Annotated in this window: 10 protein-coding genes and 2 rRNA genes; 10 read left to right on the top strand and 2 right to left on the bottom strand. The window is 41.2% G+C overall.

Annotated elements, in window-relative coordinates:
• Positions 1–32 precede the first annotated feature (32 nt).
• The 3 genes from HBH39_RS10505 (at position 33) to HBH39_RS10495 (ending at position 7,254) form a co-directional block, all read left to right on the top strand.
• Positions 33–2,923, top strand: a 23S ribosomal RNA gene (locus HBH39_RS10505).
• A gap of 168 nt (positions 2,924–3,091) precedes the next feature.
• Positions 3,092–3,207 (top strand): 5S ribosomal RNA (gene rrf / locus HBH39_RS10500).
• A gap of 1,413 nt (positions 3,208–4,620) precedes the next feature.
• Positions 4,621–7,254, top strand: a complete 2,634-nt coding sequence (locus HBH39_RS10495) for a TonB-dependent receptor plug domain-containing protein (RefSeq protein WP_167678046.1) — start codon at positions 4,621–4,623, stop codon at positions 7,252–7,254.
• A 300-nt stretch (positions 7,255–7,554) separates the two neighbouring features.
• Here the strand turns inward: HBH39_RS10495 and HBH39_RS10490 are convergent, their stop codons facing one another.
• Positions 7,555–7,923 carry a TraR/DksA C4-type zinc finger protein gene (locus HBH39_RS10490; RefSeq protein WP_167678044.1) on the bottom strand — a complete coding sequence of 123 codons (369 nt, stop codon included), beginning with the start codon at positions 7,921–7,923 and terminating at the stop codon, positions 7,555–7,557.
• A gap of 180 nt (positions 7,924–8,103) precedes the next feature.
• A complete protein-coding gene (locus HBH39_RS10485) occupies positions 8,104–9,045 on the bottom strand; it encodes a tRNA-dihydrouridine synthase (protein ID WP_167678042.1) in 942 nt (313 codons plus the stop codon).
• Positions 9,046–9,341: 296 nt separating this feature from the next.
• On the opposite strand from HBH39_RS10485, the gene HBH39_RS10480 reads away from it, so the two are divergent.
• The 7 genes from HBH39_RS10480 (at position 9,342) to HBH39_RS10450 (ending at position 16,661) form a co-directional block, all read left to right on the top strand.
• On the top strand, positions 9,342–9,800 hold the full coding sequence (locus HBH39_RS10480; protein ID WP_167678040.1) for an HvfA family oxazolone/thioamide-modified RiPP metallophore: 459 nt from the start codon (positions 9,342–9,344) through the stop codon (positions 9,798–9,800).
• 246 nt (positions 9,801–10,046) lie between these two features.
• Positions 10,047–10,916 carry an HvfB family MNIO-type RiPP peptide maturase gene (locus HBH39_RS10475; protein WP_432280110.1) on the top strand — a complete coding sequence of 290 codons (870 nt, stop codon included), beginning with the start codon at positions 10,047–10,049 and terminating at the stop codon, positions 10,914–10,916.
• Positions 10,916–11,674 carry an HvfC family RiPP maturation protein gene (locus HBH39_RS10470; protein ID WP_167678038.1) on the top strand — a complete coding sequence of 253 codons (759 nt, stop codon included), beginning with the start codon at positions 10,916–10,918 and terminating at the stop codon, positions 11,672–11,674. The genes HBH39_RS10475 and HBH39_RS10470 overlap by 1 nt, the downstream gene beginning before the upstream one ends.
• 368 nt (positions 11,675–12,042) lie before the next feature.
• Positions 12,043–12,411 carry a YbaN family protein gene (locus tag HBH39_RS10465; protein ID WP_167680048.1) on the top strand — a complete coding sequence of 123 codons (369 nt, stop codon included), beginning with the start codon at positions 12,043–12,045 and terminating at the stop codon, positions 12,409–12,411.
• Positions 12,412–12,516: 105 nt separating this feature from the next.
• Positions 12,517–13,068, top strand: a complete 552-nt coding sequence (apt, locus tag HBH39_RS10460) for an adenine phosphoribosyltransferase (protein WP_208764214.1) — start codon at positions 12,517–12,519, stop codon at positions 13,066–13,068.
• A gap of 150 nt (positions 13,069–13,218) precedes the next feature.
• Positions 13,219–16,155, top strand: a complete 2,937-nt coding sequence (dnaX, locus tag HBH39_RS10455) for a DNA polymerase III subunit gamma/tau (RefSeq protein ID WP_167678036.1) — start codon at positions 13,219–13,221, stop codon at positions 16,153–16,155.
• Between the two features lie 173 nt (positions 16,156–16,328).
• Entirely contained in the window at positions 16,329–16,661 is a 333-nt protein-coding gene (locus HBH39_RS10450) for a YbaB/EbfC family nucleoid-associated protein (protein ID WP_167678034.1), read from the top strand.
• Positions 16,662–16,743 lie beyond the last annotated feature (82 nt).

Raw genomic sequence — 16,743 nt, 5'->3', positions numbered from 1 at the left:
TACAGCTCAAGTGAAACTCATTTGGGTTGTATGGTTAAGTGACTAAGCGTATACGGTGGATGCCTTGGCAGTCAGAGGCGATGAAGGACGTAGTAACTTGCGAAAAGCGTTGGCGAGCTAGTAACAAGCATTTGAGCTAACGATGTCCGAATGGGGAAACCCAGTTGCATAAGCAACTATCCTGCAGTGAATACATAGCTGTAGGAGGCAAACCCGGGGAACTGAAACATCTAAGTACCCGGAGGAAAAGAAATCAACCGAGATTCCCCTAGTAGCGGCGAGCGAACGGGGATTAGCCCTTAAGTCAGTGGGGTGTTAGTGGAATGTGTTGGAAAGCACAGCGGCACAGGGTGATAGCCCCGTACACGAAAACTAACCATTGATGAAAACGAGTAAGGCGGGACACGTGATATCCTGTTTGAATATGGGGGGACCATCCTCCAAGGCTAAATACTCCTGACTGACCGATAGTGAACCAGTACCGTGAGGGAAAGGCGAAAAGAACCCCTGTGAGGGGAGTGAAATAGAACCTGAAACCGTATACGTACAAGCAGTGGGAGCGGTTCTTGAGACCGTGACTGCGTACCTTTTGTATAATGGGTCAGCGACTTACGTTTTGTAGCGAGGTTAAGCGAATAGCGGAGCCGTAGGGAAACCGAGTGTTAACTGCGCGTTTAGTTGCAAGGCGTAGACCCGAAACCCGGTGATCTAGCCATGGGCAGGTTGAAGGTTGAGTAACATCAACTGGAGGACCGAACCGACTTATGTTGAAAAATGAGCGGATGACTTGTGGCTGGGGGTGAAAGGCCAATCAAACCGGGAGATATCTGGTTCTCCTCGAAAGCTATTTAGGTAGCGCCTCGAGCGAATACCATTGGGGGTAGAGCACTGTTAAGGCTAGGGGTCATCCCGACTTACCAACCCTTTGCAAACTCCGAATACCAATGAGTACTACTCGGGAGACAGACGGCGGGTGCTAACGTCCGTCGTCAAAAGGGAAACAACCCAGACCGTCAGCTAAGGTCCCAAAGTTATTGCTAAGTGGGAAACGATGTGGGAAGGCTTAGACAGCTAGGATGTTGGCTTAGAAGCAGCCATCATTTAAAGAAAGCGTAATAGCTCACTAGTCGAGTCGGCCTGCGCGGAAGATGTAACGGGGCTAAGCAATACACCGAAGCTACGGGTTTGCACTTAGGTGCAAGCGGTAGAGGAGCGTTCTGTAAGCCGTTGAAGGTGAAGGGGTAACCCACGCTGGAGGTATCAGAAGTGCGAATGCTGACATGAGTAACGATAAAGGGAGTGAAAAACTCCCTCGCCGAAAGACCAAGGGTTCCTGTCCAACGTTAATCGGGGCAGGGTGAGTCGACCCCTAAGGTGAGGCCGAAAGGCGTAATCGATGGGAAACAGATTAATATTTCTGTACTTCCGCTAACTGCGATGGAGAGACGGAGAAGGCTAGGCTAGCGCGGCGTTGGTAGTCCGCGTTTAAGGTAGTAGGCGGTGTTCTTAGGCAAATCCGGGAACACATAACGCTGAGAGCTGATGACGAGTCACTAAGGTGATGAAGTAGTTGATGCCATGCTTCCAGGAAAATCTTCTAAGCTTCAGGTTAGCGGGAATCGTACCCCAAACCGACACAGGTGGTCGGGTAGAGAATACCAAGGCGCTTGAGAGAACTCGGCTGAAGGAACTAGGCAAAATGGTACCGTAACTTCGGGAGAAGGTACGCTCCTGGTGGTGATGAGACTTGCTCTCTAAGCTGCTGGGAGTCGCAGATACCAGGTGGCTGCAACTGTTTATCAAAAACACAGCACTGTGCAAAATCGCAAGATGACGTATACGGTGTGACGCCTGCCCGGTGCCGGAAGGTTAATTGATTGGGTTATCGCAAGAGAAGCTCATGATCGAAGCCCCGGTAAACGGCGGCCGTAACTATAACGGTCCTAAGGTAGCGAAATTCCTTGTCGGGTAAGTTCCGACCTGCACGAATGGCGTAATGATGGCCACGCTGTCTCCAGCCGAGACTCAGTGAAGTTGAAATTGCGGTGAAGATGCCGTATACCCGCGGCTAGACGGAAAGACCCCGTGAACCTTTACTATAGCTTGGCACTGAACATTGACCCTACATGTGTAGGATAGGTGGGAGACTTTGAAGCATGAACGCTAGTTTGTGTGGAGTCGTCCTTGAAATACCACCCTTGTAGTGTTGATGTTCTAACTCTGGCCCCTAATCGGGGTTGAGGACAGTGCCTGGTGGGTAGTTTGACTGGGGCGGTCTCCTCCCAAAGAGTAACGGAGGAGCACGAAGGTTGGCTAAGTACGGTCGGACATCGTACGGTTAGTGCAATGGCATAAGCCAGCTTAACTGCGAGACATACACGTCGAGCAGGTACGAAAGTAGGTCATAGTGATCCGGTGGTTCTGAATGGAAGGGCCATCGCTCAACGGATAAAAGGTACTCCGGGGATAACAGGCTGATACCGCCCAAGAGTTCATATCGACGGCGGTGTTTGGCACCTCGATGTCGGCTCATCACATCCTGGGGCTGAAGTCGGTCCCAAGGGTATGGCTGTTCGCCATTTAAAGTGGTACGCGAGCTGGGTTCAGAACGTCGTGAGACAGTTCGGTCCCTATCTGCCGTGGGCGTTGGATGATTGAAGGGAGCTGCTCCTAGTACGAGAGGACCGGAGTGGACGAACCGCTGGTGTTCGGGTTGTTATGCCAATAGCATTGCCCGGTAGCTACGTTCGGAATCGATAACCGCTGAAAGCATCTAAGCGGGAAGCGAGCCCTAAGATGAGTCATCCCTAGGTCTTTAAGACCTCTAAAGAGCCGTTCGAGACTAGGACGTTGATAGGCATGGTGTGTAAGCGTTGTGAGGCGTTGAGCTAACATGTACTAATGACTCGTGAGGCTTAACCATACAACCCAGATGGGTTTTACTTAAAACGTTCCAGACGTTTAAAGCACTTCCTCCTTCCGTGGAGGTCGTACTGATACTTAGTATTAGGATAAAGCACTTAAGCAGTGTGAACTCAAATCAGCTTTCCGAATTATTATTTAATGCCAAGGCGTTAAATAGACAAATTTGTCTGGAAACCATAGAGCTGTGGTCCCACCTGATCCCATTCCGAACTCAGAAGTGAAACACAGTATCGCCGATGGTAGTGTGGGGTCTCCCCATGTGAGAGTAGGTCATTTCCAGGCGCCATTTAAAGCCAAAAAGCCCGTTACTAGCGTAACGGGCTTTTTTGCATTTTGATTTTTCATATCGAATAGTGCTTATCAAATAGCATCGAAGTTTTGCAACAAGCGATAGTGTGGCCAATATGCCCATATGAGAGTAGGTCATTTCCAGGCGCCAATTAAAGTCAAAAAGCCCGTTACTAGCGTAACGGGCTTTTTGCATTTAGATTTTTTATAACGAATAGTGCTTATCAAGTATCATCTAAGCTTTGTAACAGGGTAACTGTCAAGCGAACCACACCACACCACACCTCGCAGCGTTAATCTGACTATTTGAAAAATCTCTGCTCAATGATCAGTTCTGCCAACACCATAATGTCGCAATTACCACTTACTATAAACGTAAGATTCTGGGCAAATATGTCCATGTGAGTGAAGGTTACAAATTAATTGGTCAATTTTGTCCAACGCCTAGAGCGAAATAGCATCATCTATCTTTTTCGGCTCTGCAATAAATCTTTTTCGTGCTATGGAGCATTTCAAATTATATCCCAATAAGGCAATGATTGGATTGGCTGTTTCATTCTGACGAAGCCTTAGCCTACTTGCTCTATAGGATTCAGCTCTCGCGAATAGGTCGGAAGTTTAGGATATTTAAGTTATCAAAATTTTCACTCAAACCTTGTTGATGCAACCTTCGTCAACCTTGTCCGCCAAGGCATGATTTCACTGAGCTGTTACATCTTCAGATACTTGCCGTAAATGTTAACGCATGACATTTCTATAATTAGGCGAGATAACAGCAGCTGTAGTTCCCGTCATTGGACAGCCCGCATCGAATAGACGACTAAAGTCGAGTTGGAAAATGCGTTTTTTTATTGCCCTTTTAGCTGTTGCATAAGATAAGTACATTATTTAAATGCTTGGTTATCTTTATTTAAATAATCACACCTAAGTTAGTTTTTGACGAAGTTCAATGTAGATAATTCATACTTTGTGTATTCAGTATGATGATTATTCTTGGGGAATAACCATGGCCTACAAATTAATAACCCTCGGCATAAAAATTACTTATTTGAACCTAACTTGATAGAACAGTCTACTAGGTTAGATAACCTGAAAATCTTACGTTAACCAGCTTTTATCAGTTGTTACTTATTAGTTCCAAATGTATTTAGTTGTATCTGTGTTTGGTAATTTATCTTTTAGCTGTTACCTTTGTTATCTATCTGTTTCTTAAGTGATTATTATCTTTTTTGTTGTACTTCCTATCCAACTTGTATCAATGTTTTGCTATATGTCTGTTTTGTTGATATTCGCGTTGACCGTTAACCATAGTTTTAACAGTATCGGTTACAGGTGGTTAACGGTTGCTTAACCATTAAAACAATAAAAAACATTGCGTTATATAATTTAACGCCAAGGGAGAAGGTTATGAGTTCTGTATCATTAACGGCGCAAGCCATTCGTCGCAGCCTATTGGCTGTTGCGGCAACAGCTGTTGCATCTAGTGCTTTTATTTCAACATCTGCTATAGCAGCTGATGAAGAAGTTCAAAAGGTTGAACGTATTGAAGTAACTGGTTCACGTATTAAGCGAACAGATTTAGAAGGCTCTTCGCCAATTACGACTATTGATGCTTCAGCAATAGAGAAAACTGGTGAGATGTCAGTAGCCGATGTACTACGTCGTTCTAATCTAAATACTTTTGGATCGTTTTCTGAATCTTCTGGTAGTACTTGGCAGAGTCAAGCTAATATTTCTTTGCGTGGCGCTGGAGCTGATAGAACATTAGTTTTATTGAATGGTAAGCGTATGCCTGGTTCTCCAACTATGGGAGGAACTGCTGTTAATTTAAACACTATCCCTACGGCTGCAATTGATCGTATCGAAGTATTAACTGATGGTGCATCTGCAGTTTATGGTTCTGACGCAGTCGCTGGTGTTGTGAACATTATCACCAAGAAGGGATACGAAGGATTTGAGGTCTCTGCAACTAAAACAAGTCCTGAGCAAGAGGGCGGTGAAGAGTGGAAAACGCATGTAATAGGTGGCACAAGCAGTGATAAAGGTAGTGTCAGCTTTTCTTTTGAACATCAAGATCGTGAAATTATTTATCAACGCGACCGTTGGTTTACAAGCTCGACAAATGTACTTGCACCTAATTACGATGATACTACAGGCATTTCTGTATACGCACGTAACTTCTTAGATATGACCACATTCCAGTTCAGTCCTATGGCTGCATGTGATAATGATAAAATGGTTGGCGGTGGCCATATATATGATTTTGGTGGTGGAGATTTTGTTTGCGGTTATGATTATACATCTGAAGCCGCAGACCATGCAGCTCGTTCATACACTGCGGGATATATAAATGCAGATTATCAATTATCTGATGAAGTCCAATTCGTAGGTCAAGGCCTTTTCAGTAGAAATGAAACATTTGGACGTTTTGCTCCAGCTGCCGGCTGGTTCAATGTGGATGCAGGCCAAATAGATATTCAAAATTATGATAAAGATGGGAATTATTTAGGTACGAGTAAAAACCAAAATGCCGGTAGAACATATTATCGTTTTACTGATGTTGGTACTCGTGATTCAACAACCATTGACTATAGCACTGACATTCAAGTTGGTCTGGTGGGTGAACATGATAGTCTAGGGTGGGATTTAACATATCATTATAATTTAGCTGAAAACAGTAATTATGGTAAAGGCTATGTTCATCGTCCAACTGTAGAGGCTCTTGTTAAATCTGGCGATTTTAACTTTGGTCCTGAAGGGAACAGTGCTGAAGTGGTTGCAGCTATAAGTCACAACACGCTAGCACAAGATATTATGGAATTTCAAAGTGTGAATGCTGGTGTTAACTTTGAAGCAGTTGATTTACCCGCGGGTATGATTGGATGGTATTTTGGCGCTGAATATGCTCAATATAAATATACTTCTGAAGTAGATGCAGAATCTTCCGCAGGTGAAGTTATTGGTTCATCAGGTAATGGTTCTTCAGGTGACCGTGATGTCTTTGCTGTATTCGGGGAGTCAATTATTCCTGTAACGGATAATTTAGAATTCAATTTAGCGTTACGTTATGATGATTATTCTGATTTTGGCTCTGCGACTACACCTAAAGTTGCTTTACGTTATAACGTAATTGACGGTGTTGTAATTAGAGCGTCATGGGGACAAGGATTTAGAGCACCAGCTTTATCTGATTTGTATGCTGCAGAATCTTTCAGTGCAGATTATGCTACAGATTATCATTATTGTGAGCTACAAGGTACTTCACCTGTTGACTGTAAGGCTGCACAATATGATGTAACCCGTACTGCTAATCCTGATTTGAAGGCTGAAACATCAGACTTTTATAATCTAGGTTTCGTTTGGGATATTACTGATAATTTGAGTACAAAGATTGAGTATTATAATTTAACCATCGATGATGTTATCACTTTCGTGTCATTAGATTCATTACTAAAAGAAGAAGCTAATGTTGGATATGGAAATTTAAGTCGTGGTGAAATTATCAGAGCTGGTGACACATATGATGGCAAAGTGTTAGAAGCAACTACTCCTTTGGTAAATGGTAATGGTTTTGACACATCTGGTATTGATTTTAATCTTACTTATAGAGGATTAGAAACTTCCGTTGGTGAGTTCGGTTCAACATTTGATTTGACTTATGTGATCGCCTTCAATGATGAAGAGTATTTCGATGGACCAGTAAATGACAAGGTGGGTCGAAATGGTTTACCTGAATTCCGTTTCACATGGGGTATCGATTGGAGTTATGGCGATCATAATGCTTCAATATTAACTCAATATATTGATGGTCAAGCAGAAACAGTTGATCCTACAACGTTCAAGAAAGTTGGCAGTATTTCTTCTCAAACTACATTTGATGTTGCTTATAACTATACAGCTTCTTGGAATGGAAAGTTTAGTGTAGGTGTTCGTAATTTGACTAATGAAGATCCTGTTTTGGATTCAAATTTAGCTTATGATTCTTCTTTATATAATTTATATGGAAGAACTTATACTGCGACATATACCCAAAAGTTCTAAAATAAGTTCTCCTCCCTAGAGACCCAAAAACCTCCGCTTGCGGAGGTTTTTTTTGGCTTAAAATCTTCTAGAAAACTTGCACTTTGACTAGCAAAATATCATCTAATGTTATTTATTGTGAATGCTCGCTACAGTTGAATGAAGCTTGAAATGTTAAAGGATCAAATCTTTGGTAATTTACATGCACGACTATTAGTAGGGAATGGAAATATAAAACAATATCTAACAGCACATAATTTTAGCTGCAATAAAAATACGATTTTTAGTCAATCCGTCATAGTTGCTCTATCTATAAGTTGACTAATGATTTAAACGAAGTTCGTGGCGGTGCTCATTCTTATAGCGTATTGCACAAATATGACAGCGTTGTTCAGTTGGATCGGCAGATAGTCGTTGAGGCTCTATATCAGACTCACAATCAGAACATAAACCATATAATCCGAGTTCAAGCTGGCAATATGCAGCATCAAGTCGCATTAATTTTTCAAATAGGCAACTACCAGCATGTTTGATTTCACTCATGTAATCAATAAGATTGGATAAGTCCATTTTTTGAATACAGCTGAGTTGTTCGTCATTAAATTGATGCTCTAAAAGCTCGACAGCTAAGTCTTCTCTTAGTTGTTGTTCAATTTGTGACAAACGCGCTCGAGTGTCCTGTTGATTCACCTGATAGCCTTATTTTCGATGATTACTGTAGATAAGCTATTTTACGAGCTTTAGCAAAATAGAATATGACTGAGATCAAGTCTGAAGGGGATATTTGCTTGAATATTCTGAGAGATAATTAATTTTTATTAATTATCTCTGCGATTGTGACCGAACCATTAATGCTTATTTTCAGTAATCTTATAACGCTTGCTGCGCTTTTTTTAGAACAGAGATTATTTCATCAGTGGTTTTATATACTCTAAGCTCTCTAAATAATTCATCTGCTTCTGGATATTGACGGTTTAAATAAGTGAACCATTGCTTGATCCTAGCAGGCAAATAATCGGCTTTACGGCCATTGAGTTGCTTATCTGTGTAGGCGAGTAATAAATCTAATGTTTGCTGCCAAGTGTATGGCTCATCACCATTTTTGATGCTTGCACCTAAGTTAGGTAATGAAATAGCGCCGCGACCAATCATAATATTATCGCAACCCGTGACTTCCATGCAGCGTTTGGCGTCGGCTTCAGACCAAATTTCACCATTAGCAATAACAGGAATAGGCAAACGCTTTCGAACTTCTGTGATGTATTCCCAATAGGCGGGCGGTTTATATCCGTCCACTTTGCTACGGGCATGAATGGCTATCTCTGTTGCGCCTGCTTCATAGATTGCTAGGGCGTTTTCCATAAACAAAGATTTGTCTTCATAGCCTAAACGAATTTTAGCCGTTACCGGTTGTTCTACTGGCACAGCTTGACGCATTGCTTTGACAATATTGTGAATATTTTCAGGATATTGTAAAAGTACAGCTCCACCTTTGCTTTTATTCACTATTTTAGCGGGGCAACCAAAATTAGCATCAACACCACGTGAGCCTAGTTCAATCGCTCTTATGGCATTTTCTGCCATCCATGCGGGTTCTTGACCAAGCAATTGTACTCGAACGGGCGTGCCAGATGGCGTTAAGCCATTGTTTTTAAGTTCAGGGCATAGTTTGTAATAGACTTTTTCTGGGAGCAGTTGATCAACTACGCGGACGAATTCCGTTACCACTAAATCAAATGGATTTATGGTGGATAGAATATCACGCATTAAATCATCAACTACACCTTCCATAGGAGCTAAAACAAGTCTCACAGCTTTCCCCAAACTTAGTAAAAGGTCGCTATTCTAACCGCTTTATTGTGTGTTGCCAGTCTTTGTTAACCGCCTTACGGTATTAAATGAAAAAATTCATTGAAACCATGGGCTTATGCTCTATGATTATGATACTGAAATAATTCCTATCAGAAACTAAATGTAAAAGGATTGATCTAATGTAAAAAGTTTCACATTTTTTGAAATTATTTTAGTATTAACAGGGTCTTTTATAGCAAGCCAGCAATGATGTTGGTCATCATTCAAAAAATTAAGTCAATTAAAGGAAGAAGAATATGAACTCAATTAAGCAAACTACTGTTGCCGTTGCACTAGGTGCTGTTGTCATGAGTGCTGGCTTTGCGACTGAAGCGCAGGCAAATCCATTTGGTTTTGAGCAACTCACTCAAGGTTACCAATTAGATGGTGGTGAAGGTAAGTGTGGTGAAGGTAAGTGTGGTGAGGGTAAATGTGGCGGCGACATGAAAAAGTCAGCTGATAAGATGAAAGAAGGCAAGTGCGGCGAGGGCAAGTGCGGTGAAGGTAAATGTGGCGGCGACATGAAAAAGGCCGCTGACAAAATGAAAGAAGGCAAATGTGGTGAAGGTAAATGTGGCGGCGACATGAAAAAGTCAGCCGACAAAATGAAAGAAGGTAAGTGCGGCGAAGGCAAGTGTGGCGGCGACATGAAGAAGTCAGCTGACAAAATGAAAGAAGGTAAGTGTGGCGAAGGCAAGTGTGGCGGTAACAAATAATTATTTGCTAACGTTATTGCATACATAAATTATTAATAAGGCCTGTTTATCAGGCCTTATTAATAGCGTTTATATTTTACCAATCGTCATAAATAGCTGCTCATTTTAGCTTGTGACACACTGGTTAACGGCATGAGATGTTTTATTGTAGTAACGGCTTATTGGTAAAATTAGCCTTGTTATCACGTATTTTTCTATGCTTATCTGTTCAGTTATCTCATAAAATTGGTATTTAAAGGGGCTGTTATGTCGTCAGTTGAGTTGTTGTCAGGCCGCCAAGGAAATATGCCTAACGTTGGGCTTGGACTTCGTCGAGAAATGTTAGATGAGTTTTGCCAAACTACGCCTAGGGAAATCGAGTTTTTTGAGGTTGCGCCTGAAAATTGGATGACACTGGGTGGTAAATTTGGGCGACAGTTTAAGCAATTAACGGAGCAGCATCCATTTTTTTGTCATGGTCTGTCGCTTTCTATCGGTAGCCCTGAAGAGTTAGACACTCAATTTGTTAAAAATATCAAAACCTTTTTAGATACCCATCAAATAGCCATTTATTCAGAGCATTTAAGCTATTGCTCAGGCAAGGGGCACATGTATGACTTAATGCCGATCCCATTTACTGACGATGCCGTTATGCATGTGGCTAAACGAATAAAGCAAGTGGAAGATATTTTAGAGCGGCCATTTATTTTAGAAAACGTGTCATTTTATGCTGCGCCAAGTGCTCAAATGACCGAGCAAGAATTTGTTAATGCTGTTTTAAATGAAGCTGACTGCAAATTATTGCTGGACGTGAATAATATCTATGTCAATTCGATTAACCATCAATATGATCCGCAAGCGTTTTTAGCAGCAATGCCAACAGAGCGAATCGCATATTTACATATAGCGGGTCATTATCAAGAGGATATCGATTTAATGGTCGATACACATGGTGCTGATATTATTGATCCAGTTTGGTCACTATTACAGCAATGTTATCAATTACATGGTGTTCATCCCACCTTGTTGGAACGTGATTTTAATATTCCGGCAACCACTGAGTTACTAAAAGAAATCAACCAAATTCACTCTTATCAGCAGCAAGCTCAACAAGCCTTAAGTGCGAGGTTTGCATAATGGAGTTTAAGCAAGTTCAACAAGGGTTTATGGATTATATTCGTGATCCTAGTCATCCTTTACCTGAAGGCATTGAACCAAGAAGAATGACCATTTATCGTGAGTTGTTTTTTAATAATGTTAATGGCTTTGTCTCTAGTGCATTTCCAGTATTAAAAAGCGTTTACGCTGAACAAGATTGGTTAGCTTTGGTACAAACATTTTTTGCTCAACATGATTGTCAAACGCCCATATTTGTCGAAATAGCGGGGGAGTTTTTAGTATTTTTACAACAAGAGTATCAAGTAAAAGATTCTGATCCCGCATTTTTGTTAGAGCTTGCCCACTATGAGTGGTTAGAGTTGATTGTTGCCACAGTCCAAGATGCTAAAACACAAACATTGATGACTATTAATGACATTACTCAAGTGCCATTACAGCTGTCAGCCTGTGCTAAAGTCGCGCAATACCAGTTTGATGTGCAGCATATTAGTATTGAGTATCAACCTATTGAACCGCCTGCAACACCGCAATTTTTTTGTGTATACCGAGACACACAAGATGAGGTAGCTTTTTTACAATTAAACCCATTAACTGCTCAAGTGTTAGCATTAATTGACCAGTATACACAGCAACAACAACGCCTTTATTTTGATGACATAGTGAGCTGGTTAACGCAGCTTTATCCAACTATGCAAAGTGATGTATTAAGCCAAGGCTGTGTACAAATGCTGACGCAGATGGTCGAAAAAAACATCATTGTTAAACCATTATCATAATCAACGAAAACCAAAAATGATATTCCCTTAAAATATTTAGGGTTTTTATTCTAAAACGAACAAAGTAGAATGCGCGCGATGTGATCTGGTTCACATGTGGCGCATTTGATTAGCGTTGCCATGTTAACGAGTGCACAAATTGATTCTTACAAGTCTAATTGCCCTAGGAAGTATTATGAGCGAGCCGTTTAAAGATCCATTCAATGTTTTTTATTTAATTGGTTTTATTTGTGTTTTACTTATTCCAACGCTTCCAGCAAGCCTTACTTGGTTAAAATTTGCCGGCTTAATTTAAATGTATTTTTAAGATAAACTAGCGCTAAGTGCATAAAGCCACTCATATGAGTGGTTTTTCTTTTGAGGTTTTGATGCTTTTAAAACGCGGTGTTTATTTAATTATTGGCTTAACGAGTTTACTACTTGGGATTATTGGCATTGTAGTGCCATTACTGCCAACAGTGCCGTTTATTTTATTAGCAGCATATTGCTTTGCACGTTCTAGTGATCGTTTACACCATTGGTTGATGACACATCCATGGTTTGCCAAGGCATTGACCGATTGGCAAACCAAAAGGGCACTTAACAAAACCTTAAAACGCCGAGCGATGATAATGACAACTTTAAGCTTTGCTATCAGCATTGCGGTGGTTCCCTTACTATGGGTTAAAGTCATGTTGTTTTGCATGCTGTGTGGATTATTAGTTTATTTGTGGCAGATCCCAGAGTTAACAGAATAATGTCGTAAATGTTGCAAGCATGGACTAACAGGCATAAGATCGTTTTCCAAATGAAATGAGTCCCTGTCGGGACTTTTTTATTGTATTCACTTTCAAAGAGTTTTCATTATGATGAATAAAGACAGTCTCGCTTTAATTAAGCAGAGCATTAAAACCATTCCTGACTATCCAAAACCAGGCATTATGTTTCGTGATGTGACCAGTCTATTGGAAGATGCTGACGCTTATAAAGCGACTATTGCTTTATTAGTGGCTCAATACCAATCGAAAGGCTTTACCAAGGTAGTCGGTACTGAAGCGCGTGGTTTTCTGTTTGGTGCCCCTTTGGCACTTGAGTTAGGCATTGGTTTTGTTCCTGTGCGTAAGCCGGGTAAATTACCACGGGAAACGATCGCGCAAACTTATGATTTAGAATATGGTACTGACACCTTAGAAATTCATACTGATGCCATCAATGCTAACGATAAAGTGTTAGTGATTGATGACTTATTGGCAACAGGTGGCACGATTGAAGCAACGGTTAAGTTAATTCGTCAATTAGGTGGTCAGGTTGAACATGCGGCTTTTATCATTAATCTACCTGAGATTGGCGGTGAAAAACGTTTACAAGCTATGGGCATTGAAGTCCTTAGTTTATGTGAGTTTGAGGGCGAGTAATCAACGGGATTAATTTCTAACAGCAGTTCATAAAACTGTTGATAAAGCCAGCTAATAAATGCCAAACAATAGCCTGCAAACTTATTGCATGCTATTGTTTCATTTAATCAACGGGAACACTTCCCGAACAGTTTTAGCTTGGGGAATTGCATGTCTTATCAGGTGTTAGCCCGCAAATGGCGCCCTGCCAAATTTGAGCAAATGGTTGGTCAGTCGCATGTGCTATTGGCACTGACAAACGCATTAAGTCAGCAACGTTTACATCATGCTTATTTATTTACTGGCACTCGTGGTGTGGGTAAAACCAGTTTAGCTCGCTTATTTGCTAAAGGATTGAACTGTGAGCAAGGTGTTACAGCAAATCCTTGTGGGGTATGTTCAAGCTGTGAAGAGATTGCTCAAGGGCGTTTTGTCGACCTTATTGAAGTCGATGCCGCTTCTCGCACTAAGGTAGACGATACTCGTGAGTTGCTCGACAATGTGCAATATCGTCCATCTCGTGGTCGATATAAAGTGTACCTCATTGATGAAGTGCATATGCTTTCTCGAAGCAGTTTTAATGCATTACTTAAAACCCTTGAAGAGCCACCTGAGCATGTTAAATTTTTATTAGCGACTACAGATCCGCAAAAATTGCCTGTCACAGTATTATCCCGTTGTCTGCAATTTAATTTAAAAAGTCTTTCTCAAGATGAAATTGCTAAGCAATTAGACTTTGTATTAACCCAAGAACAATTGCCCCATGAACCACAAGCACTGACGTTATTAGCAAAAGCAGCTAATGGCAGTATGCGGGATGCGCTAAGTTTAACGGATCAAGCGATTGCGTTTGGCTCAGGGCAAGTCATGTTTCAGCAAGTACAATCAATGCTAGGTAGTATTGATGAAAAACAGGTTATTGCGCTATTAAAAGCATTATGTGACGCCGATATTGCACCATTAATGCAAACTGTGTCCAAGGTATTAGCGTTTGGTGCTGATGCTCAAGAGGTATTGCGCAGTTTATTAGAATTGCTTCACCAAATTACCTTAACACAATTTGCGCCATCAGCAGCGCAAGCCTCCTTATATAGCGAACAAATTTTAGCCTTTGCCCAGCAATTAGCGCCTGAGCAAGTTCAACTCTATTACCAAATGCTACTAGCAGGCCGTAAAGATTTGCCTTTTGCACCAGATCCTAAGTCAGGGCTTGAAATGGCGTTATTACGTGCTGTGGCTTTTGTGCCAGAAAAACAAACCAAACGTTGGGTCACGCAAACACCTGCGAAAGTTGATTTAGACAAGATTGAATCATCTCCGGCTGAGAACTCGCTTCAACACTCAACCGCTTTAACTAAGCAAGAGGTCATTGAGACTCGCCCAAAGTCGATAGTTGATAGGGCTGTTAGCCACGGCAATCCGCTAGATACAGTTGCTAATACTACCGATACGATTGAGAACGCGCTAAGCGCCAATCAAGATCTTATCGTTAATCAAGATGATGCTACTGAAACAAGAGTAGCCCAACATACTGAAGATAATAACGATGATGACAACAGCGAACTTGTTGCTCAGCAGGCTATTTTACTCAGTCAAGCGCAAAGCTTAGGTTACCAAGCAGAGCCGAGATTAGATGATAGCCCTGAACAAACTTCAGCTGTGGCCGAAGCGCCATCTGTTCCTGATGTTCATTCAAGCGAAAATGCTCAAATGGCGCTTAATGATAAGTCCACAGATAATGCCAGTTTAGCAAATCAAGTCGATTTGTTGAGTTCTTCGGGCAAAGCGCAAAATAATGAGAGTCATCATGGTAATGATAATCTTTCAGAAGCCCTATTTGCAGCATCCGCTTCAGGTGCAGACAATGATTATCAAGATTACAATGAGATGAGCTTATCATTTATTGATGATGAGCAAGACAATCAAGATTATTTTGACGATTATGTTGCATATACGCAGCAAGAAAGCAGCGATACGATTGTAGCAACAGAGAGTCAGCAGCCTGTTATACCACAGTCAAGTTCAGCTGATGTAAAGACAGAGCATAACCAAAGCGATGAAGATCCATTAGATGATATTTTGGATAGGGTAATCGCTAGTCGTAATGCGTTACTTGCAGATGTGAATGCGCTCAAATCAGGTGATGAAACGAGTATTAAACCAAGCTCTAATAAAACGGCTTCGTCACCGTTAGCGCCTCAAAAGTCAGAGTTAAAGCAACAGCCATCAACATCAGATCTAGCCAAAGAAGATCTTACAGATCAACTAAAGCAGCAGGCGAATCAAGGGCCATTGGCGAGTGAAAATCATTTAAAAGCACCTTTAACGAATGATTTGTTATCTGTTGATGCTTTCCAACCGACACCAATAATTGAGCAAGAGCCAGCCAGTGTAGCGTTGCAAACTGATAGCGTATTCACTACGGTTAAACCAATTAATATTGAGCCAAATGAATCTGTTAATACTAAGAATGAATCTTACGATAGACCACCATGGGAAGCTCCGTCAGAAGCGGAAATTCAGCAGCAAGAACAAGATGCTCAATCTTTATTAGCATCGTCTAAAACTGCGCATGTTAACGATTTAGCTCCAGTTCAACCAGCACCAATTGAGAATAAACAGCTTGAAGTTAGTGCCCAGACAAGCCTTAGCACCACAGTCCATCAAATTACTGGCAATCAGCTAGATTTAGATTGGTATAAAATTATGGCTGAGGTGAAAGTAGGAGGTCGTGTTAGGCAATTGGGCGTTAATTCATTATGTGAAGCCATTGAAAGTCCGCTCAAATTGTTGCTAAAGCCTGATCAAAAGCACCTCAGTGCTGAAGTTGCAATTGAACAGTTACAAGATGCATTATCTAACTATCTTGGAACTGATATTCAGGTGGAGGTTGAAATTGGCCAAAATCCTTCACGGGAGACTCCGTTAGAATTACGTAAGCGTTTCCATCGCGAATTATTGCAACAAGCGCAGCAATCTATTTTAACTGACAGCAATATTCAGTGGATGATTAATCATTTAGCTGCTCAATTAGATCAAGATTCGGTTGTTTATCCTGCAGAGCAACTCACCGGTGTTGCCGAGCAAATTCCTGCAAGACTAAACTGAGCCATATGAATGTAGATGACGTAATCAATACAAAGGTTTTCAATATAAATCAAATCAGTTAGCTGTTTCGCAAATTTAGTTTATGGATTTGCTAATTTAATTAAATTCAGTAAGATTATGCCAATTTCGGCGACAGCAACACAGTTAATCACTTAGATAAAGAGACAATAATTATGTTTGGAAAAGGTGGTATGGGCAATTTGATGAAGCAAGCCCAAATGATGCAAGACAAAATGGCTAAAATGCAGGAAGAGATTGCCCGCATGGAGTTAACTGGCGAAGCCGGTGCAGGTCTTGTCAAAGTGACTATGACAGGTTCACACAATGTACGTCGTGTAGAAATTGATCCTAGCCTAATGGTGGAAGAAGATAAAGAGATGTTAGAAGACTTGATTGCTGCAGCATGCAATGACGCTGCTCGTCGAGTTGAAGAAAACCAAAAGGCTAAAATGGCGGAAGTCACAGGCGGTATGCAATTACCACCAGGCATGAAAATGCCGTTTTAATCGTCTTCATTCTGATATAACTGTTATCGATAATATTGAATTAACAGTGTATCAATAGAGGCAAAAAATAAAAAAAGCTCAA

The sequence above is a fragment of the Shewanella aestuarii genome (assembly GCF_011765625.1).
GTDB lineage: Bacteria > Pseudomonadota > Gammaproteobacteria > Enterobacterales > Shewanellaceae > Shewanella > Shewanella aestuarii_A.
The sequence above is the reverse complement of the archived record's forward strand: the minus strand, read 5'-3'. Positions and strand labels throughout refer to the sequence as shown.

Coding starts and splice junctions, on each gene's coding strand:
- HBH39_RS10495 (WP_167678046.1), top strand. CDS start 4,621: ATGAGTTCTGTATCATTAACGGCGCAAGCCATTCGTCGCAGCCTATTG.
- HBH39_RS10480 (WP_167678040.1), top strand. CDS start 9,342: ATGAACTCAATTAAGCAAACTACTGTTGCCGTTGCACTAGGTGCTGTT.
- HBH39_RS10475 (WP_432280110.1), top strand. CDS start 10,047: ATGTCGTCAGTTGAGTTGTTGTCAGGCCGCCAAGGAAATATGCCTAAC.
- HBH39_RS10470 (WP_167678038.1), top strand. CDS start 10,916: ATGGAGTTTAAGCAAGTTCAACAAGGGTTTATGGATTATATTCGTGAT.
- HBH39_RS10465 (WP_167680048.1), top strand. CDS start 12,043: ATGCTTTTAAAACGCGGTGTTTATTTAATTATTGGCTTAACGAGTTTA.
- dnaX (WP_167678036.1), top strand. CDS start 13,219: ATGTCTTATCAGGTGTTAGCCCGCAAATGGCGCCCTGCCAAATTTGAG.
- HBH39_RS10450 (WP_167678034.1), top strand. CDS start 16,329: ATGTTTGGAAAAGGTGGTATGGGCAATTTGATGAAGCAAGCCCAAATG.